We start from the raw sequence: 25273 nt of genomic DNA, 5'->3' as shown, positions 1-25273 counted from the left end.
TACCGAGTACCGGGGTCGAGGGGACCAAGTCCCCTCGCTCTTTAAAACAACTCATCCTCCAGCGCCATCAACGCCTCAGCGCCAGCCTTCATCTTGGCCAGGTGCGCATCGGCGTCCGGCAGTATGCGCTCCAGGAAGACACGCCCAACCTTGAGCTTGGTCGCGAAAAACGGGTCGGTAGATCCATTATTGATTTCTTCCTGCGCCGCCTTGGCCATCATGGCCCACATATAGGCCGAGCAGGTCAGACCGAAGAGGTGGAGGTAGTCGAGCGAGCCGGCCGCGGCATTATCGGGATTGCCCATGCCGTTCTGCATCAGCCACATGGTGCCGTCCATCAGCTTGGCCTTGGTGTCCTTCAACGCCTTGATATAGGCTGGCACGATCGAGCCCGACTCTTCGGCGGCAACGTAAGCGTCGATTTCCCCGAAGAACGTCTGAAGTGCGCGGCCGCCCTTGGATGGCAGCTTGCGGCCGACGAGGTCGAGCGCCTGGACGCCATTGGTGCCTTCATAGATCAAGGTAATGCGGACATCGCGCATATATTGCGAGGCCGGGAAGTGCTCTGTAAAGCCGGAACCGCCGTGCACCTGCATGGCGTCCTGCGTGACCTTCAGGCCCTTTTCGGTCAGATAGGCCTTAATCACCGGTGTCAGCAGACCCATATAGTCGCTTGCTTTTTCACGCGCTTTTTCGTCTTCGGCAACGTGCTGGAAGTCAGCCTGCAAGGCGCCCCACATCAGGAAGGCGCGGCCGCCTTCGATGAGGGCTCGGCTTTCCAGCAGCATGCGCCGGACGTCGGGATGGACCAGGATGCTGTCGGCCGGCTTGTCGGGCGACTTGGGGCCGGTGAGGGCGCGGCCCTGCAGGCGGTCCTTGGCGAACTGAGTGGCGGCGACATAGGCAGCATGGCCAATGGCCAGGCCCTGGAGGCCCACGCCATAACGAGCCGAGTTCATCATGTAGAACATGATCTTCAGGCCTTCATGCTCGCTGCCGAGCAGGAAGCCCTTGGCCTCTTCGTAGACCATGACGCAGGTCGAATTGCCGTGGATGCCCATCTTGTGCTCGAGACCGGCGCACTTCAGGCTGTTGCGCTCGCCCGGATTGCCGTCGGCGTCGGGCAGGAACTTGGGTACCAGGAAGAGCGAGATGCCCTTGACGCCAGCAGGCGCCCCTTCGATGCGGGCCAGGACCAGGTGGCAGATGTTCGAGGTAAAGTCGTGCTCGCCGGCCGAAATCCAGATCTTCTGGCCGCTGATCCGGTAGCTGCCGTCACCGTTCGGCACGGCCTTGGTGCGCAGCAGGCCGAGATCGGTGCCACAATGCGGCTCGGTCAGGTTCATGGTGCCCGACCACTCGCCGGAGATCAGCTTGGGCAGGTACAGCGCCTTCTGCTCGTCCGTGCCGCCGGCATGCAGGGCCGAAATGGCGCCTTCGGTCAGGCCGGGATACATGCCGAAGGCCGACGAGGCGCCGGACAGCATTTCGGAAAAGGCGGTGTTGACAAAGTGGGGCAGGCCCTGGCCGCCATATTCGGGATCGTTCGACAGGGCGGTCCAGCCGGCTTCCGTCAGGGCCTTGTAGGCTTCCTTATAGCCCTTGGGCGCCGTCACTCTGCCGTCGGCATTGAGGACGCAGCCCTCCTTGTCGCCGGTGATATTGATCGGATGGACAACCTCTTCTGTGAACTTGGCGGCCTCTTCCAGGATGGCCATGACTGTCGCCGAGTCGGCATCGGCGAAGCCTTTCAGGTTGTTGTACTGGTCGGTCTTGAAGACGTTCTCGATGAGGAACTGATAGTCGCGAACCGGGGCCTGATAGCTCATTTTGGTTATCCCTGTGTCTTGGATTTGTTATTCAAGCGATATCCGAAAAGTGCGCAGCGGCTTTCGGAAAAATATCGCGTAAAAGCAAATAACTAGAAGCTGATTATCCTATATTGGATGATCAGCTTCTAGGCTTTGGATTGCTGGAGATTTTCGGCTTCCAGTTTCTGAACCTGTTCTTCCAGCCAGACGCAGCCGGCCTGCATATCGGAAATGGCCGCGTCGATGTCTTCGCGCTGGCGCTTGAGGGTCTCGATCTGCTTGCGGTACTTGACCAGCGTCGCCTTCATCTGCGAGGCGCCGTGATCCTTGGGCGTATAGAGGTCGAGGATTTCGTGGATTTCGACCAGCGAGAAGCCGAGCCGCTTGCCGCGCAGGATCAACTGCAGGCGAGCGCGGTCGCGGGCGCTGTACAGGCGCGTCTGGCCCTTGCGTTCCGGGCTGATCAGCCCCTTGTCTTCGTAGAAGCGCAAGGCGCGCGCCGTTACGTCGAATTCTTTCGAGAGCTGGCGAATAGAGTAGGTGCGGTTGTCCATCTGGCGTTTCCCGTCCTTCATTATGATGGAATATCTTTACATTGACGTAAACGTCAAGATATTTGTATTCGTGATCACGGTCAAGCGGCAAGTGACCGCAACGTCAACTTTTCATCATAAAGATGCCATATCGGCTTGCGGATTGACGCAAGGGATACCGCATGTAATCTGCGCCCGGACAGCCGGGAGCGCCAAGATGGCCAACAGAAAAAGCCTTATGATGGCGCTTGGAACGACTTGTCTTCTGGGCATGTTCGGGTGCGCCGGGCAGGCGCCGTCCAGGCCCAAGGCCCCCGATCCTGCGGTCCTGGCAGCGGGCATGTGCGGGGCGCCGCAGGCGGCCACAGCGGGCGGCACGTCTTCGATGCCAGTCCTCAAAGGGCTGGCCAAGGCTCATTATCCGGTGCGCACCGATAAGCCTCAGGTCCAGACCTATTTCGACCAGGGCCTGGCGCTGCTGTACGGCTTTGAATACGAGACCGCCTATAACAGCTTCAAGGCGGCGCACGACCTCGATCCCGACTGCGCCATGTGCGCCTGGGGTATGGCCATGGCGCTGGGGCCCAGCATCAATAGTGGACCAATGGGAGAAAAGACCGCGGCCGAGGCGCGCGATCTGGTGGCCACAGCGCTGAAGGCCAGGGGGCTGACCGACAAGGACCGGATGCTGCTGGATGCGCTGGCCATCCGCTATGCCGAAAAGCCCCCGGAAAAGCAGAACGGAGTATTTGCCGAAAAATACGCCGACACGATGTTTGCCGGATCAGCCCGCTGGCCTGACGACGACTTTATCGCTGTGCTGGCGGTCGAGGCAGCGATGACCGCACGGCCTTGGGACTACTGGGAGCCAGGCGGCAAGGTCGCCCTGCCGTGGGCGGCCAAGGCCATGGACCTGGTTGAGACGGTCCTGAAGCGCAATCCCGAGCATCCGGAGGCGATCCACCTCTACATCCACCTGACCGAAGCTTCGGACCGTCCGGAGCGCGCCGAGCCCTATGCCGACCGGTTGGGCACCGTCGCGCCCAATTCGCCGCACCTGGTCCATATGCCCAGCCACACCTATTACCCGGTGGGCCGGATCGGCGACGCCATCAACGTCAATATCAAGGCCATCGCCATCAATGAGGGCATGGCGCGCGATCTGGGCAAGCAGCCGGCCTATTTCGGCTATTACTACCATCATGCCACCTTCATCCTGTCGGCGGCGCAGCAGGTCGGCGACAAGGCCAACGCGATGCGCCTGGCCGATGAGATTGACGCCGGTACGCCGCTGTCAACGATTGAACCGGGGAGTTGGGATGAAGCCAAGCGGCTGATGACCATGCAGGCGCGTGCACAATTCATGACGCCAGCCGAGGTATTGGCGATCAAGGCGCCGCCGTCAAAGCTGCACGTCCTGACAACGGTCTGGCGGTCGGCGCGCGTCGAAGCCTATCTGGCGCAGGGCAGCCTGGCTGGCGCGCGCAAGGAAGTCGTGCTGCTGAAAAAGGCGCGAGCGGCATCAAAGGACACCGGCGATGCCGCGCGGATCGCCGAGCGTCACGAGCATCTGGCACTTGGGCGGATCAAGATGGCGGCGGGCCATGTCGCGGAAGCCGAGGCACATTTCCAGGCGGCGGCCGATACTGAAAAGCGCCTGAGCTATAGCGAGCCGCCTCTGGCTGACCGCCCGGCGCAGATCGCGCTGGGGCGCCTGAAGCTGACGGCCGGGGACAGCAAGGGCGCGCTTACAGCCTTCGACGCGGCCCTGAAGGTGCGGCCGGGCAATGCCTATGCGTTATGGGGCAGGGCGCAGGCCCAAACCCTGCTGGGCGATACCGCCGGCAGTCAGGCGACGATGGCGCAGTTCGATCGCGTCTGGCGCGGCGGCAAGGCGGCGGTCGTCATCCAAAGCCTTTAAGATTGACGCCCGTGAGCGCGGGCCGTAAAGCGAACGCCTCTTTTGCATCAGAAAGGTTGTTGCTTAATCATGTCGTCACTTGCCACCCTTGCTTACGCCGGCCGCGCATGGCCGTTTGAACAGGCGCGCGCCCTGATCGCGCGCCTGATCAAAACGCGTCTCAAGGATGCAGCCGAGCAGAAACGGGTCCTCGCCCTGATCGAGGCCGGCAAGACGGATGAGGCGCTTAATGAGAACGAGGCGCTGGGCCGGCCGGTGATCTTCGAGACCGGCTACGGGCCGTCGGGCCTGCCGCACATCGGCACCTTCGGTGAAGTGGCGCGCACGACCATGGTCCGCCAGGCCTTCGAGGCGATGACGGGCGGGCACTGGCGCACGCGTCTGATCTGCTTCTCGGACGACATGGACGGGCTGCGCAAGGTGCCGGAAGGCATCCCCAATCCTGAGATTTTGCGTGAGGACCTGTATAAGCCTTTGACCGTGGTGCGCGACCCGTTTGGCGAGCATCCATCCTTCGGTCAGCACAATAACGCACGTCTCAAGGCATTCCTCGATAGCTTTGGATTCACTTACGAATTTCTCTCATCAACAGAGTGCTACAAGGGCGGCGTGTTCGACCAGACCCTGCTGACGGCGCTCGATCGTTTCGACCAGATCCAGGCGGTCATGCTGCCGACGCTGGGGCCGGACCGGCGCGCGACCTATTCGCCGTTCCTGCCGATCTCGCCGAAGACCGGCCATGTGCTTCAGGTGCCGACGCTGGAACGCGATGTGGCGCGTGGCACGATCGTGTTCGAAGAGAACGGTGAGAAGTTCGAGGTGCCGGTGACCGGCGGCCACGTCAAGATGCAGTGGAAGCCCGACTGGGCCATGCGGTGGGCGGCCCTGGGTGTCGACTACGAGATGGCCGGCAAGGACCTGATCGATTCGGTTAAAGTCTCGTCCCAGGTCTGCAAGGTGCTGGGTGGCATTCCGCCCGAGGGCTTTAACTACGAGCTGTTCCTGGACGAGCAGGGGCAGAAGATTTCAAAGTCCAAGGGCAACGGTCTGACGATGGAAGACTGGCTGCGTTACGGCGCGCCGGAAAGCCTCAGCTATTACATGTACCAGTCGCCGAAGTCGGCCAAGAAGCTGTATTTCGACGTCATCCCGCGGGCGACGGACGAGTTCTTCCAGCAACTGGATGCCTATCCCAAGCAGGAAGAGGCCAAGCAGATCGAGAACCCGGTGTGGTTCGTTCTGCGTGGCGACACGGCGATCACGTCGCCGCCGGTGACCTTTGGCCTGATGCTCAACCTGGTTTCGGCGGCCAATGCGTCGGACAAAGAGACACTGTGGGGCTTCCTGCGCGCCTATATACCGGGCGCGACACCAGAGAGCGAACCGGTGCTGGATCGTCTGGCGGGGTATGCGCTGAATTATTTCGAAGACTTCGTGAAGCCGTCGAAATCGTTCCGTTTGCCGGACGATAAGGAGAAGGCGGCGTTCGAGGACCTCATCCAGCGCTTTAAGGCGCTGCCGGCGGATACGCGCGACGCGGAAGCCTTGCAAAACATCGTGTTTGAAGTTGGAAAGGTTCATGAATTCGAACCTTTGCGGGCGTGGTTTCAAGCGCTTTATGAGGTTCTGCTGGGGCAGTCGCAAGGACCGCGCTTCGGGTCATTCGTTGCGATCTTTGGGCTGGAGCGGACGATTGCCTTGCTGGAGCAGGGCGTGCGTGGGGAGCTTGCGGTAACCGCTTGAGCGCCGTATGACTTATGGGTGTGGAGTCACAGGCCCCACGCCCATAAGTTATCCGCGCCAACGGAGGCCCCATGCTGCGTCGTGCCCTTGCGTTCAGTTGCGTACTCCTCCTCCCGACCCTGGCCCAGGCGGCGCCCAAACCAGCCGCCGTCGATGCCGAGGTCCGCAGGGTGCTCGACGCCACCAAGGCCAATGGCCTGGCCATAGCGGTCATCGAAAATGGCAAGGTTGGCTACACCCAGGCCTACGGCATCCGCAACGCGCAGAAGGAACCGCTGCAAACCGACACGGTGATGTACGGCGCGTCGCTGACCAAGACGGTTTTCGCCTACACTGTCCTGCAACTGGCCGACCAGGGAAGACTCACGCTCGACACGCCGGTCGCCGACCTGCTCGACAAGCCGTTGCCGGACTACGACCCGGAAGCCATCTATCCCAACAAATACGGTCCCTATAAGCATCTGGCCGACGATCCGCGTTGGAAAGCCATCACGCCGCGCATGGCCCTGACCCATTCGACGGGCTTTGCCAATTTCTGGTGGATCGAACCGGATGAAAAGTTGCGCATCCATTTTGATCCCGGCACGCGATATGCCTATTCGGGCGAAGGGCTGATCCTGCTGCAATTCGCCATTGAGCATGGCAAGATCAAACAGGACCTCGGCGAACTGACCCGCGCCAATTTCAAGCGGCTTGGCATGACGCGGACCAGCCTTACCTGGCGTCCGGATTTCCGCCCGAACCTCGCCGATGGCTGGAACGACAAGGGCGAGGTGACTGAGCACGATGAACGCTCAAAAGTTCGTGTGGCGGGTTCAATGGACACCACCATCGCGGACATCGCTAAATTCACGGCTGCCCTGGTGCGAGGCAATGGTCTGACGCCCGCTTCGCGTGCGGAGCTGTCCAAACGGCAATTGAAGATCAATACGGCCAATCAGTTTCCGACCTTCCTGCCCGATCTGCCGGAAGCGCAACAGCGCAAGGACCTCTATGCCGGTCTGGGCGTCGTTGTGTTCGACGGCCCGCAGGGCCATGGCTTCTACAAGGGGGGGCATGACGACCAGACGGCTAACACAATGGTCTGCATCGAGAAGGGACAGCGCTGCGTGGTTATCCTGTCGAACGATGTCCGTGCCGAAGCCGGCTTTGCCGACTTGGTGAAGTTCGTGCTCGGTGACACCGGCGTGCCGTACGAATGGGAGTACGGTGATCACGCCGGCAAGTCGTGACTCGTTAATCCACCGAAATCAGGAAATGCGTCTGCAACTTCGCGATCGGTTGTGACCTCTGTTCCTGCCACGCCTGCACCTCGACATTGGCGACCGTCCTGCCGGCGCGGTTGACGATGGCGCGCGCAAAGGTATCGACCGGCCGGCCCGAGCGCAGATACTGGATGCTGACGTCGATCGGCTTCGGGACATGGTGGAAGGTTTCGCTTAAGAAAAGCTGCGCCATGGCCGTCATCTCCATGAAGGCGCTGATGACGCCGCCATGCAGGGCCGGGATCATCGGATTGCCGATCAGATGCGGCGCGTAGGGCAGACGCGCCGTCAGCTCGTCGCCGGCAAGGTCCAGCCGCATGCCCAGAAAACCAGCGAACGGAATGGCCTTCAAAACGTCTTCGGGATTAAGGCGCTCGATCGGACGGGTGAGGGCGGGGGCAATATCCTGTGTCATAGCTTACCCTTTTGGCGTCAGCGACGGCGATGCGATGATAAAGGCCGCCTGGGCCGCCGCCACCGGATCGTCCGGCGTATCTTCATAGGCAAAGGCGCGCACGAAGCCGATCGACCGCGTCAGCTTGTAGCACTTGGCGGTCACCAGCAGGTCGCGGTCGGGCTCGGCCGCGCGCATATAGTCGATGCGCAGGTCCAGGGTGGCGATCGGCTTGAACTCATTGAGCCGGTCCCAAACGGCCATGCCGGAGCCATTGTCGAGCAGGGCCGTGACCACGCCCGATGCGATTACCCGCGTTTCCGGATCGCCGACCAGGTCCTCGCGCCACGGCAGGCGCATGGTCAGGCCGTCGTCGGAGCGGCCGTCATAGACGGCGCCGATCGCCTTCATATAGGGCGTGTTGTCGATGATGGTTCCGAACATGTCGGAAAAGGCTGCCTGATCCATGGCTCCACCGTGTGTAAACCGGCCCTGATTTTCGCGCATCTTGACGCGAACGTCAAAGCATTCTCGTCAGAATTACCTTGCAATCGACCGCCAAAGGGCGTTTTTAGAAATCTGTACTCCCCATTTCTTAAAGGTTTCCGCCGCCATGTCCGCGTCTCTGGATCAGGTTCCCGCCAATCGTTCCGCCCTTGTCCTGTTTTCGGGCGGGCAGGATTCGAGCGTATGCCTGGCGTGGGCGCTGAAACATTATGACCGCGTGGAAACCATCGGCTTCGACTACGGCCAGCGCCACTCCATCGAAATGACGACACGCCTGTCCGTGCTGGCGAAATTCCGCGAAGTCTTTCCGGCAGCGGCCGAGAAGCTCGGCGAAGACCATGTCTGCGACCTGAAAGGCTTCGGAGCGGTGGCGGAATCGGCCCTGACGCGCGAAAGCGAAATCGTCATGACCGAACGCGGCCTGCCATCGTCCTTCGTGCCGGGCCGCAACCTCGTCTTCTTCGTCTACGCCGCGGCCGTGGCCGACCGGCGCGGCATCGACCACCTGGTCGGCGGCATGTGCGAAACCGACTATTCCGGCTATCCCGACTGCCGCGCCAATACGCTGGATGCCATGGAAAAGACGCTGATCCTGGGCGTCGAGCGGCCGTTCCGTATCGATACGCCTCTGATGCAGCTCAACAAGGCGCAGACCTGGGCGTTGTCGCACGAGCTGGGCGGCGACGAACTGGTGCAGTTGATCCTCGAAGAAACCCATACCTGCTATCTGGGCGCCCGCGGTGAGCGTCATGCCTGGGGCTATGGCTGCGGCGAATGCCCGGCGTGTCAGTTGCGCAAGACCGGCTTCGAACACTTCCTCGAAATCCGCCAGGCGTCGCAGGGCAGCTTCGCGAAGTAGTTTTGGCCATGTATGCCTTCAAGGAAATCTTCCTGACCCTGCAGGGCGAGGGCGGCCAGGCCGGTCGCGTCAACGTCTTTGCGCGCTTCGCCGGCTGCAACCTGTGGAGCGGCCGTGAGCAGGACCGCATTACCGCCGCCTGCGATTTTTGCGACACCGATTTTGTCGGCACCGACGGTGAGAACGGCGGAAAGTTCGCGACGCCGGCCGATGTCGTGGCCGCCATGGACGCCGTCTGGGGGCAGGGGACGACCAACAAGGCTGTGGTCTTCACCGGCGGCGAACCCTTGCTGCAACTCGATCCTGAGCTGATCGTGGCAGTCAAGGCGGCAGGCTATTTCATCGCCGTCGAGACCAATGGCACGATCGAAGCGCCCGCCGGTATCGACTGGATTTGTGTCAGCCCCAAGGGCCAGAACCGCCTGAAACAGATGCGCGGCCAGGAGCTGAAGCTTGTCTGGCCACAGGACGGCGTCAATCCTGAGGAATTCGCGAGCCTCGACTTCGAACGCTTCTACCTGCAACCGAAAGATCCGCTCGGGCCCGACAAGTCGATGACGCCGGCGCATAACCAGGCGGTCATCGACTATTGCCTTACGCATCCGCAGTGGCGGATGAGCGTCCAGACCCACAAGCTGGTTGGGTTGAAATAGGCTTGTCGCGCTTTTTCATCCCAAAACCGCGATGCACTTTTGGGAAAGCGCTTAAGAAAGTGTCCTGCGCCGTTCCAGCTCCGCCTCGGTCGGGTTTTCCATGGCGAACGAGCCGGTTTTGATGCCGCCTGCGCGTTCGTAGGTGACGAGAATGACGCCGCTTGGCGACACGACCGATTTCGTCACCTTGAAGCCCACGGGCTGGGTGCCGCTGCCGAACAGCCGTTTGCCCTCGCCGAGCACGAGCGGATAGATCAGCAGGCGGAATTCGTCGACCAGATCGTGTTCCAGCAAAATCTGGATCAGCTCGGATGAGCCCTGCACCAGCAGTGTCGGGCCGTCCGAAGCCTTCAGGTCGTGCAGGCGGGCCGGAATGTCGTCGCCCAGAGCCTCGCTGTTGACCCAGCCCAGGCTTTCCGGGTGATGGGTGGCGACGTACTTGGTGATGCCATTGAACATTTTGGCGATATCGCCGTTCAGCTTGTCGAAGCTGTCGGCGACCGGGTCCTGCTCGACGTATGGCCAATGGGCGGCGAAGATGTCGTACGTCTTGCGGCCGAGCAGCAGGTCGAAAGGTTCGGCAAAGGTCTCGCCCATCGCTTTTTCAATGACGTCGTCCCAGTAGGTCGTCGACCAGCCGCCATACTTGAAACCGCCGGTCGGGTCTTCTTCCGGGCCGCCAGGTGCCTGCATGATGCTGTCGAGGCTGACGAAGGTGCCCACTATGATTTTACGCATGATCTGCTCCTGGGTCTGAATGCCGGCTAACGGCGCCGATACCGACACTACGAACGGTGCCGGGCAGAATCGACAACCATCTGTTATTTTTCGATCCGGATGGGCATACGCGTGGAACACGAAGATGATGCCGCTGGGACGCAAGCTTCATGAAAACCACGTCAAATATGAAAACGGCTATTGCCGCCCGCCGTCCCAAATCATAGGACAGGAGGCAAGATCGCAATTAGAACAAATGGCTGGGGACTATGGGCAGGCACATCTTATCGGTACTGACGGGCGCGGCGCTGATCTTCGCGTTCGGATGCGGTCATGCCGTCGCGCAGGACGCAACCGTTTCGCTGACCAGCGAAAATGTGCAGGCCCTGATGTCGCCCGGATGGAACCTCGGCAATACGCTTGAGGCCATTGGCGGCAAGTCGTCCTACACGACCTCGCAGGAAACCGCGTGGGGGAACCCCGCGGCTACACAGGCGCTGATGGACAGCGTCAAGGCGGCCGGCTTCAAGAGCGTCCGCATTCCTGTGGCCTGGAACCAGTACACCGACCGCGATTCCGGCATCCGTCCGTTCTGGCTGAAGCGCGTCCAGGAAGTCGTCGATGCCGCGCACAAGGCCGGTCTCTATGCCGTGATCAACGTCCATTGGGATGGCGGCTGGCAGCAGCCGACCTATAAGGACCAGGACCAGGCGGACGCACGCCTGGCCTTCTTCTGGAAGCAGATCGCCACCCATTTCAGGGACTATGATGACCGCCTGCTGTTCGCCGGCACCAACGAAATCATGGTCACGGGCGTCTATTCGCCGCCGACGGCCGAGAATTGCAAGGTGCAGAACGGCTTCAACCAAATCTTCGTCGCGGCCGTGCGCGCCACCGGCGGCAACAATGCCAACCGCTGGCTGGTCGTCCAGAGCTACAACACCAATATCGATCACGCCGTGTCGTGCAATGCGAAGATGCCTGGCGACACGGTCGCCAAACGGTTGATGATGGAAGTCCACTATTACGACCCCTACAATTTCACGCTCAACGACAAGAGCCCGGTCTGGCAATGGGGCAAGATCGCGACCAAGGCGTCGGCGACGGAAACCTGGGCCAATGAGGCCTATGCCGACGCGCAGTTCAAGAAGATGAAGGTCAACTTCATCGACAAGGGCGTGCCGGTGCTTTTGGGCGAATATGCCGCCAGCCTCAAGACCGAGTACGATCCGGACGGCAAGTATCGCAATTACTGGAACGCCTATATTACCCGCTCGGCCTTTGAGCATGGACTGGTGCCGATGTACTGGGATAATGGCGTGACATCGAACCACGCCTCTGGTCTCTTCAATCGGGCCACGGCAACGCAGGCTTTCCCTGAAGCCATCTCGGAAATCGTCAAGGCCGCGCGGTAAGACCAATTTTTTATACCTGAAAGCCGGGCTTGCGGGGCTGAAAAACGCCTCTTATGAGTTACGCAAAGACTTATGGGAGGTTTGGAATGCGTAAATCCTTGTTGTTGGCACCGGTGATCATGGCCATGGCGTTTCCCGCGGCGGCCGAAGAGCTTGCGGCGAGGCTCGATGTCGTGCCTTACGCGCTCACCCTGGCCAACACGGCCGTGAAGGCCGAGGTGTCGAAGGACAGGGTCGTCCTGACCGCCCCCAAGGGGACTGATCTCTACCGCTCCGCCAAGGGCAAGGCGGCGGCGAATGCGCCGCGCATTACCTTTGCGCCTGAGGGCGACTTCATCTTTTCGGCCAGGGTCGATGCATCATTCGGCGCCGACTATGACGGCGGCGCGCTGGTCGTTTATGGCGACGACGGCTACTGGTTGAAATTCCTGTTCGAGCGCATCAACGCCAATGAGAGCGCGGTGACGTCAAGCTTTGCCTCACCCGTCACGGACAACAGCTATCATGTCCGCGTGCCGGCGGCGCCGGTCTGGCTTAAGATTGCCCGCGTCGGCAACTCGATCCTGCTCTACATGTCGCAGGATGGGAAGGATTGGCAGATCCTGCGCGATTTTTCCGTCGATCCGGCGCGTAAAGTCGAGGTCGGTTTCGCCAGCCAGGCGCCATTGGGTGAAAGCTACACGGCGACCTTCACTGACATTCGCTTTGAGGCGAAGAAGCTGACCAAGTACTGGACGGGCGAGTAATCCATGTCGGCCACCGTTTGCGTTGCCTCTGATCATCGCGGCTTTCCGTTCAAGGCCCAGGTGCTCGCTTGGCTGGAAAACAACGGCTACTTGCCGCGCGATCTCGGCACGCATTCGGATGAACGTTGCGACGCGTTCGATTTCGCAACCAGGCTGGCCGGCGAACTCAGGGCGCATTCTGAGCAAAAGGGTATACTTATATGCGGCAGCGGTCAGGCGATGGCCATGACCGCTAACCGCTATCAGCATATCCGCGCGGCCCTGTGCAGCGAGACCGCTAGCGCCCGGTTATCGCGTGAGCACAATGACGCCAACGTCCTTGTGCTTGGCGCCGACATCGTGACGCCGGAGAGGGCGTTGGAATGCATTGAGACCTTTCTCGGCACGCAGTTCCTCGGCGGCCGCTATGCTGAGCGCCGTGACCGTTTGACCCAGTTGGGCGGGCTCTGATTAAGGCTTTGCCTTATCCAGGTCGGCCTTGGGCAGGGCACAGCCCTTTAATACCGCATCATCCAGGCGAACCTCGGCCGTCAGCGGATACTGCCGGTCGCTCATGCCGTCGGAACACGGGCCCGGCGTCAGCACGATGCTGAGCGTCGTCGAGCGCAGTTCGGCCTGGTTGCCCGTGACATGGAAACCCGATGGCGTGAAGTGCTGAGGCGCCGCGTCGGGCCGTTCCAGCAGGACGTCGCTGTCGTCGGTGGTGATCGCCCAGAACGGCTCGGTGCCGAGAATACGCAAGGGTTGGTCGAGCGCAATGCCCGACAGGGTCGTGGCTTCGGCGTGGGTGAGGCTGCTGGCCGAGGCGGCGGCGGGCTCGCCTTCAGAAAACTCGGGGGTACAGGCTGCCAGCACGGGCATTAGGATAAGGCAGGCAATGCGGCGGATCATTGTCGGGACTCAACGAAAAGTAGCGGCGATACGAGCTTAAGCCCATACCGCCGCTACGTCGAGTGCACGAAAGACACGTTTCAAAAGACACCTTTTGCGATGTCTTGCGCCTTACGCCGCGTCGAGCAGGACCACTTCGGCGTCTTCCAAAGCCCGGATGTCGAGCGAGGCTTCGTCCTTGATGGCGGCGCCGTCGCGCTCATTCAGCTCGACGCCATTGACGCTGACCTTGCCTTTGGCGACAACCAGATAGAGGTGGCGGCTTTCGCCATTGGGCGCCGTCACCGGCGTATAGCTTTCCGACTGGTCCTTCAGAAGCGTCGCGCCCAGCAGCCGGGCCGGGGTGCGGATCGGCAGGGCGTCGTTATCGTCGGGAAAGCCTGAAGCCAGCGCCACGAACTTGCCGGAGCGGTCGCCCTTGGGGAAGGGCTTGGCGCCCCAACTGGGCGGGGCGCCGCGCTCGGACGGGATGATCCAGATCTGGAACAGGGTCGTTTTGCCGGGTTCGACATTGTATTCGGCATGGCGGATGCCCGTGCCGGCCGACATCACCTGGACGTCGCCGGCTTCGGTCCGGCCCTGGTTGCCGAGCGAGTCCTGGTGGGTGATGGCGCCTTCGCGGACATAGGTGATGATTTCCATATTGTCGTGCGGGTGAGGGGGGAAGCCCGAATCCGGCGCGATTTCGTCATCGTTCCAAACGCGGATCGACCCCCAGCCCATGCGCGCCGGATCGTAATAGCTGGCGAAAGAGAAGTGGTGCTTGGCGTTCAACCAGCCGTGGTTGGCGCCACCCAGGGTATTGAAAGCTCTCTTGTCGATCATTGGAAACGCTCCTCTCGGCGCATGTCTGTATGCGCGGTGTTGAGGTCTATATAAGTGTAACTGTATTAATTACAATAGGCGTGTTGAGCCTGCTCGCGCGAAACGTGATCGCCTTTGAATCTATAAGCAAATCCAGGCTCCAGCGCCAGTCGTAGGTCGCAGCAGTATCGCGTTCCCATACCCTCCCCAAACGCACATAATACTGGAAATATCCATGAAAACGCTTCTGCTTGCCGCTTCCGCCGCGGCTCTCGCAACCGCCGTTCCTGCCACCGCCCAAGACTGGAGCGGTCCCTACATCGCTCACCACTTTGGTTACTCAACCCTGGCCGAAGACGAGGATGAAACCTTGCTGTTCGACACCAATCGCGACGGCACCTATGGCGATACGGTCAATACGTCGGCGCCCGCCAACGCTTTTTCGCCTGGTTTCTGCGCGGGCTCCCCGAAAGGCAATAATGCCGCGGCCGGCTGCGACGACGATGAAAATACGCCGGCCTTCGGCGCAAGGCTCGGCTATGACTGGCAGGCCGGCAACTGGGTTTACGGTATCGTCGGTGAAATCGAACTGACGGATTTGAGCGACAGCGTTACCGGCTTTTCGACGACGCCGGCCGCCTATCACTTCCGCCGCGATGTCGACAGCGTCGCTGCCCTGCGCGGCCGTCTCGGCTATGCCATGAATGACTGGTTGACCTACGCCACCGCCGGCGTCGCTCGCGCCGAGATCAATCGCGTATACGACACCACCAATACAGCCAACAGCTTCACGCCGATGGGCGGCAGCAACGGCGATGGCTATCAGCTTGGTGCAGGCGTTGAAAAGGGAATGGGCGACTGGTCGGTCGGTGTCGAATATCTCTACACGTCGCTGAAGGACGAGGACTATGTCGTCGCGGTCGGGCCGGGCTCGGCTGGGCTCACAAACCCATTCCGCATCGTCAATCCCGCTGGCACGGACATGATCCGCAGCAGCGATACTTTCGATAACCACTCGGTTCGGGTCGTCGTCAGCTATCGCTTCGGCATGTAGAATTGAGTGTGATGCGTTTAAATTGAACGCGTGATTTGATGCTCAAAGTTCCCCCTTCCGTCACGGCGCAGGCGCCGCGACACCTTCCCTGTAAACGGGGAAGGAAAATAAAGCCCATAGTTCCTTCCCCGTTTACGGGGAAGGTGGACGCGAAGCGGACGGAAGGGGGACTTTATATCATCATGCGGCTTTAGCCTATTTGATGAACTCCGCCGCCGGTCTGACCCCGGTGGCGGAGATAGGCGTCGAGCAGGACGCACGACATCATGGCTTCGGCGACCGGCACCGCGCGGATGCCCACGCACGGGTCGTGACGGCCCTTGGTCATCAGTTCGACCTCCTTGCCCTCAAGGTCGATTGAGTCGCGCTTGGTCAGGATGGAGGAGGTGGGCTTGAGCGCCATTCGCGCGACGACCGTCTGGCCGGTCGAAATGCCGCCGAGGATACCGCCGGCGTGGTTTGAGCGGAATTCCGGACCGTCAGGCCCCATGCGCATCTCGTCGGCGTTTTCCTCGCCCGACAGTTCGGCGGCGCCGAAACCTTCGCCGATCTCGACGCCCTTGACGGCATTGATGCTCATCAGCGCCGAGGCCAGTTCGGAGTCGAGCTTGCCATACAGAGGCGCGCCCCAGCCGGCGGGCACGCCCTCGGCCTGGACTTCAACGACCGCGCCGATCGACGAGCCGGCCTTACGGATGCCGTCGAGATAGTCTTCCCACATGGGCACGCCGGCCGCATCGGGCGAGAAGAATGGGTTCTGATCAACGGTTGACCAGTCCCAGTTGCTGCGATCGACACGGTGCTTGCCGAGTTGCACGAGTGCGCCGCGCACCTCGATCTGGCCGACCAACGTCTTGAGCACCTTCAGCGCCACCGCGCCCGCGGCGACGCGCGCGGCGGTCTCGCGCGCGCTGGACCGGCCGCCGCCGCGATAGTCGCGTACGCCGTACTTGGCGAAATAGGTGTAGTCGGCATGACCGGGACGGAACTGGCGCGCGATCTCGCCGTAGTCCTTGGAGCGCTGGTCGGTGTTTTCGATCAGGATCGAGATCGGCGTGCCGGTGGTGACGCCTTCGAACACGCCGGACAGGATCTTGGCCTCATCGGCTTCGCGGCGCTGGGTGACGAAGCGCGAGCCGCCCGGCTTGCGGCGGTCCATGGCCCACTGGATATCTTCTTCCGACAGGGGTATGCCGGGAGGGCAGCCGTCGATGACGCAGCCCAGCGCCGGACCGTGGCTTTCGCCCCAGGTAGTGACTCGGAAGAGATGACCGAAGGTGTTGTGAGACATGAAGTTTATCGCGTTGTTCTATTTAGGCGTTCGCTTAAACCAGAACGTCTCAGGGTGCAATGAGCCTCGCGTCAACCTTGGCATTGCGATCGACGGTGAGTTTGCCATTCACGTATTTTAGCTCCGCGACCTGAAGCACGGTGCGCTGATGGTAGTAGGGATCGGTCTTCGCCTCGGGCGCTTCGGACTGGTGGACGAAGTAGTAGATAAAGGCGCGTCCATTATTGACGACGACGTCCGGATGCTGGCCCTTGGCGTCGTCGGTCGGCGCAACGCCGGGTGTTTCCAGCAGGCGTTCGTCCTGCAAAGCCCAGGTCTGCGTATCCTTCGACGACAGCACGATCAGGCCCTTCCAGGCGTCGGCGATCATCCAGTACTTGCCCTTGAACTTGAAGACCTTGGGGCCTTCGGCGGCGATATCGACGACCGGTGTTGTCTGGCGTGTCCAGTGGACAAGGTCCGGGCTGTCGGCGGCAAACAGGCGGCTGCCTTTGCGTTCGTCCTTGAACCACAGGCGATAGCCGCTTTTCAGCTTGACGACGCTCGCGTCGATGACGCGGTCGGAGCCGAGGTCGAGCGTGTCGCCGCACGTCCAGCTGTCGAGGTCCTTGCTGGTCAGGTGCACGATGGTCCGGCTGCCGTTCCAGTTGGAAAAGACGCCCGGCACGACGGTCAGCCACATATGATAGGTGTCGCCGAATTTTTGCAGTTCCGGCGCCCAAAGGGTTTCGCCGGTGCATTCGGTTGGGATTTTGGCCGTGCCGGAATAGGTCCAGCTCTGGCCATCCTTTGAAGTCGCGACGCCGATGGCCGTGCCGTGCACCCAGGCAACATCCTTCGGATCGGGCAGTTTCAGGTCGGCGCGGCGGTTGGTGTAGAACATGCGCCAGGTCTTGTTTGCCTTGTCGTACATGATTGACGCATCGGCAGCGCCGTCGTGGACCGGGTCGCGATAGAGCGGTTTCGGGGCTGTTTCGGCGCAGACCGAACCGGCGAGGACGCTGAGGCAGAGGGTAAGAGCGGCGGCACGCATGTTATTTCCCTGTCGTTTTAATTGTAGGACATTTAGCCAGATTTAGCCGCGTTCACCTGACGACACAATTTTATTCGTGTGTAAACGGAGCGCAGTGGGCCCATATCTGTACGACTGGTTTCACGCGAAAGCATCCTCATGCTCAAAGCTCTCGGCAAGGTGCCTTTCTGGCTCAAGACGGTCATCGCCTTTGCGGCGGGGATCGCGGTTGCGCTCATTTGGGGCGAGGCGGCCTTGCCGGTGCTCGACCCGATCGGCAACACCTTCGTCAAGGCGATCAAGATGCTGGTCGCGCCGCTGGTCTTTTTTACCATCGCGGCCTCGATCGCGCGGCTGGGCCACAGCGAGGATTCCGGCGGCGGGCGCGCCGTGCGGTTGGGCGTCTATACGATCGGCTGGTTCATGGTTACGTCCGCGATCGCGGTGTCGATCGGCCTGGCCATCGGCATCTACTTCCAGCCGGGCCAAGGCATTGCCCACCTACCGTTCGAAGCGCAACCCGTGAAGGACATCCCGACGCCGGTCGAGGTCGTGACCGGTATCGTGCCGTCGAACATCTTCCAGAGCTTTGCCGAGGGCAAGGTGCTGAGCATCGTCCTGTTCGCTATCCTGGTCGGCGCCGCGCTCGGCGCTTTAGGGCAGAAAACCAGGGAGTTAAGCACGCTTGTTGAACAGGGCTCTCAGGTCATGTTCAAGTTGACGCGCTGGATCATCCAACTGACGCCGATCGGTGTTTTCGGCCTGATCGGCTCGGTGGTGGCCTCGCACGGCCTGGAGTCGCTGCGGCCGCTTATCCCCTATATCGGCCTGGTCTATCTTGGTTGTTTGACGCTGATCTTTATCGTCTATCCGACCTTGCTGAAGCTGCATGGCCTGCGTGTGACGGGATTCTACAAGGGCATCTTCACCGCCCAGCAGACGGCCTTTTTCACCTGTTCGTCGATCGGCACATTGCCCGTATCGCTTCAGGTCGCGGTCGATAATCTCAAGCTGCCATCGTCGTATGCCGGTTTTGCCTTGCCGCTGGGCGCCAATATGAAGATGGACGGCTGTGGCGCCATCTACCCGGCGATCTCGTCGGTGTTTATCGCCAACTATTTCGGTATCGAACTGACGACCTCGCATTATGTCATCATTGCCCTGAGCTCGATCCTGGGCTCGCTGGCGACCGCCGGTGTCCCAGGCGTGGCGACGGTCATGCTGACCGTGACCCTGTCGGCGGCGGGCCTGCCGCTGGAAGGGATCGCGCTTCTGGCCGCCATCGACCGTATCCTCGACATGATGCGCACCGCCACCAATGTCACCAGCCAGATCCTTGTACCGACCCTGGTGTCGCGTGAGAACGGGTTGATCGAGGCGGGCTCTCCATTGTTGACTGGATCGGCCAAAAGCTTGGCAGGTTGAAACGTCGCTTAGCCCCGCCCACCGCCTTCGGCGGTCCCCCCTCCCCATAAATGGGGAGGGCGAAGATATATCTATTTCGCCTCCAGTCGTTACGCAATCTGGAGGTTAGCATCACGCCCTCCCCATTTATGGGGAGGGGGGACCACGAGCGGGAGCGAGTGGTGGGCGGGGCTAAACCAAGGCGGTCACGCGCGCGGCAAGCTCAAGCCCAGCGACGGACTGAAGCGGAATTGTTCGCGGTCGTAGCGGTAGAGCTCGGCCGGCCGGCCGCCGGTATCGTCGCGCATGACGCCCAAAGGCTGGACAAAGCCCGTGCGTTCCAGAGCGCGGCGGAAGTTCTGCTTGTGCAGCTTCACGCCCGAGAGCGCCTCCAGCGACCTCTGAAGCTCCAGCAGCGTAAACCGCTCGGGCATCAGTTCGAAGATCACCGGCCGGTATTTCAGCTTTCCGCGGAGGCGCGACAGGCCCGTGGCGGCGATGCGGCGGTGGTCCGAGGCCATGGGCTGGCCGGTCGGAGCATCGGGGCTGCCATCGCCCTTGACGCGCCGCGCTTCACCGATCAGGCCGGCGCTGTAGAGCAACTCATAGCGGTCGAGCACGCGCTCTTCGTTCCAGTGGTCGAAGTCCTCCGGAAACAGGGTTTCGACCCGGCGCTGGCGCGTGACACGATCGTCGCCATCTTGACACCACGCATCGAGACATTTCCGCAAGCCTTTGACAGGGTTAATGTCTCCGCGCCAATCTTCCCACGGAAAAAAAGCCTTGAACGGCACCCACGAGGCGTCGAAGCGCGCCTGGAAGTCGCGATTGGCGGTCAGGGCCAGGTAGCCGATAGAGACGATATGGTCGGCGCCCTGGGCTTCGGGCAGGACGGTTTCGCGATCGAGGTCGCCGAAACTGTAGAGCTGTTCGACATAGCCGATATCGAACCCGGTCTGTTCGCGCACGAAGGCGCGCAGCGCCAGGTCGAAGGTGCGCTGGCTGCGCGGCACGAACAGGCCCGACGGCAGGGCATGGGCGGGATCATTGGGCGCGTGGCGCGGGAGGTTGCGGCACAGGACGAAGGCCTCATTGTCCTTGACCGTGACGACGACGGCCGAAAGCTCGATCGTCAGCGCCATCCTACTTCACCTGCTTCATCAGGGCCTCGAACCGCGCCACAAAGCGTTCGCGCGCCTCCTGGCCCGGCAATGGATCAATGTTGAGATGATAGCCCTCGGGCGGCTCGCCGAAGAACTGAAGCGCCTCGGCTTCGCTGAACCCGACCAGTTGCGTCGCCTCGAAATAGGCACAGGCATGGTCGGCCTGCTTGATCAGCTTCTTGAGCGCCGCCGGGATGGTCGGCGGCAGGCCGAAGCGGATATGGATGGCATGTTCCAGATGGCTTTCGAAGCGCTTGTAATCGAGGCCGAGCGCGGCCTTGAACGGCGAGATCATATCGCCGATGACATACTCCGGCGCGTCGTGCAAAAGCGCGATCAACCGTTGCGCAGGGCTAAGTGCCGGATCGATGTGGGCGCTGATTTCCTCGACGATCAGAGAGTGCTGGGCGACGGAAAAGCCATGCTCGCCAAGCGTCTGGCCGTTCCAGCGGGCGACGCGCGAAAGCCCCAGGGCAATGTCGTCGATCTCGATATCGATGGCGTGCGGATCGAGCAGGTCCAGCCTGCGGCCGGACAGCATGCGCTGCCAGGCGCGCGGCGCGGGGGGCTTGGCGACTTTACGTCTGGAGGCGGGGCGGGAACTGTCGGCCATATTTGTCACATCGGCATTTTATCGCGAACGGTATATCCTATAGGACGGATAAGCGCATGTCCGATGATTCCCGCGCTTTACACAGAAATTGACGGAGGAAGCCATGCCGGCAACAGGTCAGGCCTGGTCACGGGTCACAATTCCGGTCAGCGGCCACACCAATGAGGGCATGGCGCTCGATATCGCCGCGCGCATCGCCGAAGCCTTCGAAGCCGAACTGAACGTGCTGTTCGCGCCGGCCGATCCGGCGGAACTGTCGCCGTGGCTGGGCGAAGGTTTCATGGGCACGGTCCAGATGTCGACGCTCGATACGCTCAAGGCGGCTTCAGAGGAATCCGAACTGGCGGCGCGCGCCCAGTTCGCGACGACCGGCTATGCCAAGAAGGTCTTCTCGGCCCTGGAATCGCCGGTCTGGCAGGACCTGGCGGAGGAAACGCGGCTGTCCGATCTCGTCGTCTTCGGCGAGACCAGTGCCAAGGGGCAGGGTATGCTGTCCGAAGCCTTCCAGCAGGTGTTGATGGAGGAACGCGCCGGCGTCTTCGTGGCGCGCCAGCCGTTGAATGTCGCGGGCACGGCCGTCGTCGCCTGGGATGGCAAGGAGCCGTCATCGCGCGCCGCGCGCCGTGCCGTTCCGTTGCTGAAGAAGGCGGCGAAGGTGGTGGTGGTCGGAGCCCCCGTGGGCGACAGTCCGGCCCATCTCGACCGGCTGGCCAGCTACTATGCCGCCCACGGCATAGCGGCGCAGATCGACTCTTTCCCAAAGGGCGAAATCCACACCCAGCTGGCCGATGCCTGCGAACGCCACGGCGCCGACTACATGGTCGCGGGTGCCTATGGCCGCTCGCGCCTGCGGGAATTCGCCTTTGGTGGGACGACGCGGCACCTGCTGCAGAACACCTCGATCAACCTCTATATGGCGCACTGAGCAAAGTCAGGTCAGCGCCATCGCCTGCAGGCTCTCCGCGATCGACGCCATGGTCGGCGCCCAGTCGTCCGTAGCCGGTGCGGTGAACAGCTGAGAGCGTGGATACCAGGGATAGTAGGACTGACCCAGCGCCAGCCACGGATTGGGCGGCAGTATCAGCCAGATCGGCGTGCCGCAGGCGGCGGCGATATTGGTGGTGGCGGTCGGCGGACCGACGACCAGGTCAAGCGCGACACATAATGCCGCCACGTCGTCGAGATCCTGCTTGAGGTCGATGCCCGCGGGCGTATGGATGTCCAGGCCCGCCGCGCGGGCGGCATCCAGCTCTGCCCGGGTGTCGCCGTACTGCAGGTTTATAAACTGGATACCTGGTGTCGACAGGACGCCCCGCCATTCTTCAAAAGGCGAAAACGCCCCGTCGCGGACGGAGCTGGACTTAAGGCTCTTCCACATCACCCCGACCTTGGGCAGGCCGTTCAGGGTGGACAGGTAGCCGCGCCAATGCGCGACGCGCACCGGGTCGGGCGTCAGGAAGGCGGGATTGCGCGGAAAGTCGCGAACGGCGCCCCTGTGGCTCGCCAGGAAGTCGCCCATCAGCGCCCAAAGATCGAAGGCCTTCTGATCGAGATCGGGGAAATCGCGGCGAATGCGGCCGTCGACCGTCTGCGTCCGGTGGGCGACGACCGTGGCATTGGGAAAGCTGCGTTGGAACAGCGGCACCAGCCGCGGCTCAACGCCGATGCCAAGCCGGTCCTCACCCACCTCGGCGACCAGGTCCGGCAGCAGCGAGGCATAGAGAACCTCGTCTCCCAATCCCTGTTCGGCGCTGACGAACAGGCGCTTGCCGGCAAGGGCTTGCCCGGCTTTCCAGTGCGGCAGCTTCAACCGGTAATCGACTTCGCGGTTCGTGCCGCGCATATGGCGCGCCTCATACCACTGCCAGCCGGCGGTCAGGTCGCCCATTGCCATCGAAAACTGGGCGCACGTCAGTTCGGCGCTTCGCTGGTTGCCGGTATCCTTGAAACGCCGGGCGCAGGCGCTGATGTCGGCCAGTCCGCCCTTGAGGTCGCCTTTTTCGCTCCGGACGTAGCCGCGGTTGAACAGGGCGGGCAGGTTGTCCGGATCAAGCCGTAAGGCTTCGTCGAAAAAGACCAGCGCAAGGTCGCGGTCCTTCCGGCTCATCATGACGCTGCCTAATCCCTCCCACAGGCCGGCCGCCTGCGGCTGCAGGTCCAGGGCGGATTTCAGGAGTTCGATGGCGTCGTCATAGCGGCCCTGTTCGCGCAGCGCGGCGGCATAGCCGGTCAGCGCCGTCACATCCGCGCCATCGCGCGCGCAGAGATGGGCGTAGAGCTTTTCGGCGACGTCCCACTGCGTCAGGCGGAAGGCGAGGTCGGCCAGGTGATGGACGATCTCGGCGGAGTCCGGCGCCAGGCTAAGCGCCTGCTGGTAGGCGTCGAAGGCCGCCGGCAGGTCCTGTGCCGCCTGCAGGCGGGCGGCGCGACGGAGCCATTCGGTTGCTTCGGCCTGGCCCTTAGGCAACCTGGGCCTTCGGCGCCTTGCCGACGAATGTTTCGATCAGGGCGTTGCGCATTTCGGTCATGGGCGCCGACCAGTCGCTCAGGTTTGACGTCAGGAAGATACGGCTCGATGGATACCAGGGCCAGCGGTCCAGTCCCATGCAGTTCCACGAGTGACGTGGTGTCATCATCCAGACCAGCGTTCCTGCGGCGCCGGCGATGTTGCTGGTGGCGTTGGCAGGACCCATCACGCAATCCAGCGCTGCGCACAGGGCGGACAGGTCATCGAGGTCCTTTTTCAGATCGATGCCCGGCGGGGTCCAGATGTCCAGGCCCATGGCCTCGGCCTCGGCCAACTCCTGGCTGGTATCGCCGTATTGCAAGTTGACGATCTGGACGCCTTCGACGCTCAGGACGTCCTTCCATTGCTCGAACGGCGAGTAATAGCGGTCGCGACGGGCATGCTTGACGGCCGACTTCCACAGGACGCCGATCTTGGGCTTGTCGTTGAGGGCGTTCAGCACGCCTTTCCAATGGGCGATCCGCTCAGGATCGGGGGTGAGGAAGGCGCGGGTGCCGTCGAAGTCTTCCGGCCGGCGGCGGTAGCGCGCCAGGAAGTCGCCCATGATGCCGTAATAGTCGTAGTCGCTCCAGTTGGTGACATCCGGGAAAATGCGCACAGTCTTGGTGTGATGCTTGGTGGTGTGGTGCCGGAAAACCGTGCAGTTCGGGAAGGAGCGCTGGAAGAGCGGGACAAGACGCGATTCAACACCGATGCTGACATGACCTTCGGGGCCGACCTCTTCGATCAGCTCGGGCAGGATGGTGGCGAACATGACTTCGTCGCCCAGCCCCTGTTCCGCCGAAACGAAAATACGCTTGCCGCGAAGGTGATCGCCCAGCGTCCAGCGCGGCCGGTCGATCAGGTAGTATATTTTATCGATCGTCTGGTCTTCGTTCCGCGCCGCGTACCATTTCCACGCGTTTTCGTAGTCGCGCATATGCATGTAGCAGAAGGCGATGGCCAGCCGGCAGGTGTGGGCATTTTCCGGATCGGCGAACTTCGGCAGCGCCTTCATGTGCAGCTCGAGGGCCACGCTTGGATGTTCCGTGAATGACACCAGGCCGGCCAGGTTATAAAGGGCGTGGCAGTTGTTGGGATCGTGACGCAAGGCTTCCCGATAGAAGATGGTGGCGTTATCGACGTCACCCTGGCCGTTCACCACAGTGCCCAGAGCGTTCCACAACTGGGGATCATTGGGCGTGTTGTTGATCGCCAGGCGAAGGATTTCGATCGCTTCTTCAAACTTGCTTTCTTCACGCAGGACACTGGCCAGATTGTTGATGGCCTCGCCGTGGCTGGGCATCCTTTCGAGGAAAAACAGGAAGAACTTCTGGGCCATATCCAGTATGCCGAGGCGATAGGAGAGGCGGCCAAGGTCGTTGGCGATGTAAGGATTGTCGGGCGTAAGGCGCAGGGCGGTTTCATAGCAGGTCAGAGCCGTCGGCAGGTCGGCGCACTTTTCGCGTGCGATGGCCAGGATGTGCCACGCTTCGCCACACTTTTCGTCGACATGCAGCGCCTTGAGCGCCAACTGCCCGCCGCCAGACCAGTCCGCCGCCTTGAATCGTACCAGGGCCTCGCGCAGAAGGGTAAGGGTTTCGAACTTCTTGATATGCGCCGTCTGCTCATTAAGAATGCGCAGTGCTTCGGTGGAGGCGGAATCGCCCATGATCTGCGCGGCCACGTTGAAGGGCTTGCGTTCGTCGAATGCCACACCGTGCAGGGCGATGGTTTCGGACACAGCGAGCGTGCCGTCTGCATCAGGCAGGTCCAGCTTGAAGGCCGGCTTGTTGACCATAAGGGCGTGGGCCGGCTTGGCGCCGGATTTTACGCCTGGCCGGCTGGGCTTGGAGAAGGGTTTGGGCATGCGGTTGATCTTCCTCGGAGTATCTGACCAATTTTTAAACCGAGATTCGCTTAATACTCCTTAAAGAATGCGCAGGTCATTAACCTTAATTCCCGCGTCAT

At 61.7% G+C, this 25273-nt stretch carries 24 protein-coding genes; 11 read left to right on the top strand and 13 right to left on the bottom strand.

All coding sequences use genetic code 11. The annotated features are described in order from the left end of the window. Window positions 1–41: 41 nt before the first annotated feature. Window positions 42–1829, bottom strand: a complete 1788-nt coding sequence (locus tag J2X24_RS07485) for an acyl-CoA dehydrogenase C-terminal domain-containing protein (RefSeq protein ID WP_209718945.1) — start codon at window positions 1827–1829, stop codon at window positions 42–44. Between the two features lie 128 nt (window positions 1830–1957). Further along, window positions 1958–2386 carry a MerR family transcriptional regulator gene (locus tag J2X24_RS07480; protein WP_404977817.1) on the bottom strand — a complete coding sequence of 143 codons (429 nt, stop codon included), beginning with the start codon at window positions 2384–2386 and terminating at the stop codon, window positions 1958–1960. Window positions 2387–2561: 175 nt separating this feature from the next. Between J2X24_RS07480 and J2X24_RS07475 the strand changes: the two genes are divergently transcribed. From J2X24_RS07475 to J2X24_RS07465, 3 genes are all read left to right on the top strand, one after another. Beyond that, window positions 2562–4265, top strand: a complete 1704-nt coding sequence (locus J2X24_RS07475) for a tetratricopeptide repeat protein (protein ID WP_209718941.1) — start codon at window positions 2562–2564, stop codon at window positions 4263–4265. Window positions 4266–4334: 69 nt separating this feature from the next. Next, complete coding sequence (locus J2X24_RS07470; protein ID WP_245344523.1) at window positions 4335–6008, top strand: lysine--tRNA ligase; 1674 nt, start codon at window positions 4335–4337, stop codon at window positions 6006–6008. 71 nt (window positions 6009–6079) lie between these two features. Then, entirely contained in the window at window positions 6080–7240 is a 1161-nt protein-coding gene (locus tag J2X24_RS07465; RefSeq protein ID WP_209718938.1) for a serine hydrolase domain-containing protein, read from the top strand. Window positions 7241–7244: 4 nt separating this feature from the next. Here the strand turns inward: J2X24_RS07465 and J2X24_RS07460 are convergent, their stop codons facing one another. Both J2X24_RS07460 and J2X24_RS07455 read right to left on the bottom strand, forming a co-directional pair. Next, window positions 7245–7688 carry a PaaI family thioesterase gene (locus J2X24_RS07460; RefSeq protein ID WP_209718934.1) on the bottom strand — a complete coding sequence of 148 codons (444 nt, stop codon included), beginning with the start codon at window positions 7686–7688 and terminating at the stop codon, window positions 7245–7247. Window positions 7689–7691: 3 nt separating this feature from the next. Continuing rightward, the gene (locus tag J2X24_RS07455; protein ID WP_209718931.1) at window positions 7692–8135 is read right to left on the bottom strand and encodes a PaaI family thioesterase; all 444 of its coding nucleotides are present in this window, start codon (window positions 8133–8135) and stop codon (window positions 7692–7694) included. Between the two features lie 145 nt (window positions 8136–8280). Between J2X24_RS07455 and queC the strand changes: the two genes are divergently transcribed. Next, window positions 8281–9033, top strand: a complete 753-nt coding sequence (queC, locus tag J2X24_RS07450; protein WP_209718928.1) for a 7-cyano-7-deazaguanine synthase QueC — start codon at window positions 8281–8283, stop codon at window positions 9031–9033. Between the two features lie 8 nt (window positions 9034–9041). Further along, on the top strand, window positions 9042–9686 hold the full coding sequence (gene queE / locus J2X24_RS07445) for a 7-carboxy-7-deazaguanine synthase (protein ID WP_209718925.1): 645 nt from the start codon (window positions 9042–9044) through the stop codon (window positions 9684–9686). Window positions 9687–9737: 51 nt separating this feature from the next. Here the strand turns inward: queE and J2X24_RS07440 are convergent, their stop codons facing one another. Beyond that, complete coding sequence (locus J2X24_RS07440; protein WP_209718922.1) at window positions 9738–10424, bottom strand: dihydrofolate reductase family protein; 687 nt, start codon at window positions 10422–10424, stop codon at window positions 9738–9740. 248 nt (window positions 10425–10672) lie between these two features. Between J2X24_RS07440 and J2X24_RS07435 the strand changes: the two genes are divergently transcribed. The 3 genes from J2X24_RS07435 (at window position 10673) to J2X24_RS07425 (ending at window position 13014) form a co-directional block, all read left to right on the top strand. Further along, the gene (locus tag J2X24_RS07435) at window positions 10673–11818 is read left to right on the top strand and encodes a glycoside hydrolase family 5 protein (RefSeq protein WP_209718919.1); all 1146 of its coding nucleotides are present in this window, start codon (window positions 10673–10675) and stop codon (window positions 11816–11818) included. Window positions 11819–11904: 86 nt separating this feature from the next. Next, the gene (locus J2X24_RS07430) at window positions 11905–12564 is read left to right on the top strand and encodes a DUF1349 domain-containing protein (protein WP_209718917.1); all 660 of its coding nucleotides are present in this window, start codon (window positions 11905–11907) and stop codon (window positions 12562–12564) included. A gap of 3 nt (window positions 12565–12567) precedes the next feature. After that, window positions 12568–13014 (top strand): RpiB/LacA/LacB family sugar-phosphate isomerase, encoded by a 447-nt coding sequence (locus J2X24_RS07425; RefSeq protein WP_209718914.1) that lies wholly within the window; start codon window positions 12568–12570, stop codon window positions 13012–13014. On the opposite strand, the gene J2X24_RS07420 is transcribed toward J2X24_RS07425, so the two are convergent. Together J2X24_RS07420 and J2X24_RS07415 are read right to left on the bottom strand one after the other, a co-directional pair. After that, window positions 13015–13455 carry a COG3650 family protein gene (locus tag J2X24_RS07420; protein WP_209718911.1) on the bottom strand — a complete coding sequence of 147 codons (441 nt, stop codon included), beginning with the start codon at window positions 13453–13455 and terminating at the stop codon, window positions 13015–13017. A 111-nt stretch (window positions 13456–13566) separates the two neighbouring features. Continuing rightward, a complete protein-coding gene (locus J2X24_RS07415; RefSeq protein WP_209718908.1) occupies window positions 13567–14280 on the bottom strand; it encodes a pirin family protein in 714 nt (237 codons plus the stop codon). Window positions 14281–14494: 214 nt separating this feature from the next. Here J2X24_RS07415 and J2X24_RS07410 point away from each other — a divergent pair, with 214 nt between their 5' ends. Beyond that, the gene (locus J2X24_RS07410) at window positions 14495–15313 is read left to right on the top strand and encodes an outer membrane protein (RefSeq protein ID WP_209718905.1); all 819 of its coding nucleotides are present in this window, start codon (window positions 14495–14497) and stop codon (window positions 15311–15313) included. Window positions 15314–15503: 190 nt separating this feature from the next. Here J2X24_RS07410 and aroC read toward each other — a convergent pair whose 3' ends face one another. Together aroC and J2X24_RS07400 are read right to left on the bottom strand one after the other, a co-directional pair. Next, window positions 15504–16604, bottom strand: a complete 1101-nt coding sequence (aroC, locus tag J2X24_RS07405; protein ID WP_209718902.1) for a chorismate synthase — start codon at window positions 16602–16604, stop codon at window positions 15504–15506. A gap of 49 nt (window positions 16605–16653) precedes the next feature. After that, entirely contained in the window at window positions 16654–17637 is a 984-nt protein-coding gene (locus J2X24_RS07400; protein ID WP_209718899.1) for a glycoside hydrolase family protein, read from the bottom strand. Between the two features lie 138 nt (window positions 17638–17775). Here J2X24_RS07400 and J2X24_RS07395 point away from each other — a divergent pair, with 138 nt between their 5' ends. Beyond that, a complete protein-coding gene (locus J2X24_RS07395; RefSeq protein WP_209718896.1) occupies window positions 17776–19041 on the top strand; it encodes a dicarboxylate/amino acid:cation symporter in 1266 nt (421 codons plus the stop codon). 185 nt (window positions 19042–19226) lie between these two features. Here J2X24_RS07395 and J2X24_RS07390 read toward each other — a convergent pair whose 3' ends face one another. Continuing rightward, entirely contained in the window at window positions 19227–20162 is a 936-nt protein-coding gene (locus J2X24_RS07390; RefSeq protein ID WP_209718893.1) for an NUDIX hydrolase, read from the bottom strand. Window position 20163: 1 nt separating this feature from the next. Beyond that, a complete protein-coding gene (locus J2X24_RS07385; protein ID WP_245344522.1) occupies window positions 20164–20796 on the bottom strand; it encodes an HD family hydrolase in 633 nt (210 codons plus the stop codon). Between the two features lie 103 nt (window positions 20797–20899). On the opposite strand from J2X24_RS07385, the gene J2X24_RS07380 reads away from it, so the two are divergent. Next, window positions 20900–21721 (top strand): universal stress protein, encoded by an 822-nt coding sequence (locus J2X24_RS07380; protein ID WP_209718890.1) that lies wholly within the window; start codon window positions 20900–20902, stop codon window positions 21719–21721. A gap of 6 nt (window positions 21722–21727) precedes the next feature. On the opposite strand, the gene J2X24_RS07375 is transcribed toward J2X24_RS07380, so the two are convergent. Then, the gene (locus tag J2X24_RS07375; RefSeq protein ID WP_209718887.1) at window positions 21728–23263 is read right to left on the bottom strand and encodes a tetratricopeptide repeat protein; all 1536 of its coding nucleotides are present in this window, start codon (window positions 23261–23263) and stop codon (window positions 21728–21730) included. Then, window positions 23256–25172, bottom strand: coding sequence for a tetratricopeptide repeat protein (locus J2X24_RS07370; RefSeq protein ID WP_245344521.1), 1917 nt, complete (start codon window positions 25170–25172; stop codon window positions 23256–23258). Before J2X24_RS07370 ends, J2X24_RS07375 begins: the two co-directional genes overlap by 8 nt. Window positions 25173–25273 lie beyond the last annotated feature (101 nt).

Source organism: Asticcacaulis solisilvae (assembly GCF_017875235.1).
GTDB lineage: Bacteria > Pseudomonadota > Alphaproteobacteria > Caulobacterales > Caulobacteraceae > Asticcacaulis > Asticcacaulis solisilvae_A.
This window is presented reverse-complemented; position numbering and strand designations above follow the sequence as displayed.

Coding starts and splice junctions, on each gene's coding strand:
- J2X24_RS07460 (WP_209718934.1), bottom strand. CDS start 7,688: ATGACACAGGATATTGCCCCCGCCCTCACCCGTCCGATCGAGCGCCTT.
- J2X24_RS07385 (WP_245344522.1), bottom strand. CDS start 20,796: ATGGCCGACAGTTCCCGCCCCGCCTCCAGACGTAAAGTCGCCAAGCCC.
- J2X24_RS07400 (WP_209718899.1), bottom strand. CDS start 17,637: ATGCGTGCCGCCGCTCTTACCCTCTGCCTCAGCGTCCTCGCCGGTTCG.
- J2X24_RS07455 (WP_209718931.1), bottom strand. CDS start 8,135: ATGGATCAGGCAGCCTTTTCCGACATGTTCGGAACCATCATCGACAAC.
- J2X24_RS07420 (WP_209718911.1), bottom strand. CDS start 13,455: ATGATCCGCCGCATTGCCTGCCTTATCCTAATGCCCGTGCTGGCAGCC.
- queC (WP_209718928.1), top strand. CDS start 8,281: ATGTCCGCGTCTCTGGATCAGGTTCCCGCCAATCGTTCCGCCCTTGTC.
- J2X24_RS07480 (WP_404977817.1), bottom strand. CDS start 2,386: ATGAAGGACGGGAAACGCCAGATGGACAACCGCACCTACTCTATTCGC.
- J2X24_RS07465 (WP_209718938.1), top strand. CDS start 6,080: ATGCTGCGTCGTGCCCTTGCGTTCAGTTGCGTACTCCTCCTCCCGACC.
- J2X24_RS07410 (WP_209718905.1), top strand. CDS start 14,495: ATGAAAACGCTTCTGCTTGCCGCTTCCGCCGCGGCTCTCGCAACCGCC.
- J2X24_RS07485 (WP_209718945.1), bottom strand. CDS start 1,829: ATGAGCTATCAGGCCCCGGTTCGCGACTATCAGTTCCTCATCGAGAAC.
- J2X24_RS07370 (WP_245344521.1), bottom strand. CDS start 25,172: ATGCCCAAACCCTTCTCCAAGCCCAGCCGGCCAGGCGTAAAATCCGGC.
- J2X24_RS07415 (WP_209718908.1), bottom strand. CDS start 14,280: ATGATCGACAAGAGAGCTTTCAATACCCTGGGTGGCGCCAACCACGGC.
- J2X24_RS07380 (WP_209718890.1), top strand. CDS start 20,900: ATGCCGGCAACAGGTCAGGCCTGGTCACGGGTCACAATTCCGGTCAGC.
- J2X24_RS07425 (WP_209718914.1), top strand. CDS start 12,568: ATGTCGGCCACCGTTTGCGTTGCCTCTGATCATCGCGGCTTTCCGTTC.
- J2X24_RS07430 (WP_209718917.1), top strand. CDS start 11,905: ATGCGTAAATCCTTGTTGTTGGCACCGGTGATCATGGCCATGGCGTTT.
- J2X24_RS07435 (WP_209718919.1), top strand. CDS start 10,673: ATGGGCAGGCACATCTTATCGGTACTGACGGGCGCGGCGCTGATCTTC.
- J2X24_RS07440 (WP_209718922.1), bottom strand. CDS start 10,424: ATGCGTAAAATCATAGTGGGCACCTTCGTCAGCCTCGACAGCATCATG.
- aroC (WP_209718902.1), bottom strand. CDS start 16,604: ATGTCTCACAACACCTTCGGTCATCTCTTCCGAGTCACTACCTGGGGC.
- J2X24_RS07390 (WP_209718893.1), bottom strand. CDS start 20,162: ATGGCGCTGACGATCGAGCTTTCGGCCGTCGTCGTCACGGTCAAGGAC.
- queE (WP_209718925.1), top strand. CDS start 9,042: ATGTATGCCTTCAAGGAAATCTTCCTGACCCTGCAGGGCGAGGGCGGC.
- J2X24_RS07475 (WP_209718941.1), top strand. CDS start 2,562: ATGGCCAACAGAAAAAGCCTTATGATGGCGCTTGGAACGACTTGTCTT.
- J2X24_RS07470 (WP_245344523.1), top strand. CDS start 4,335: ATGTCGTCACTTGCCACCCTTGCTTACGCCGGCCGCGCATGGCCGTTT.
- J2X24_RS07395 (WP_209718896.1), top strand. CDS start 17,776: ATGCTCAAAGCTCTCGGCAAGGTGCCTTTCTGGCTCAAGACGGTCATC.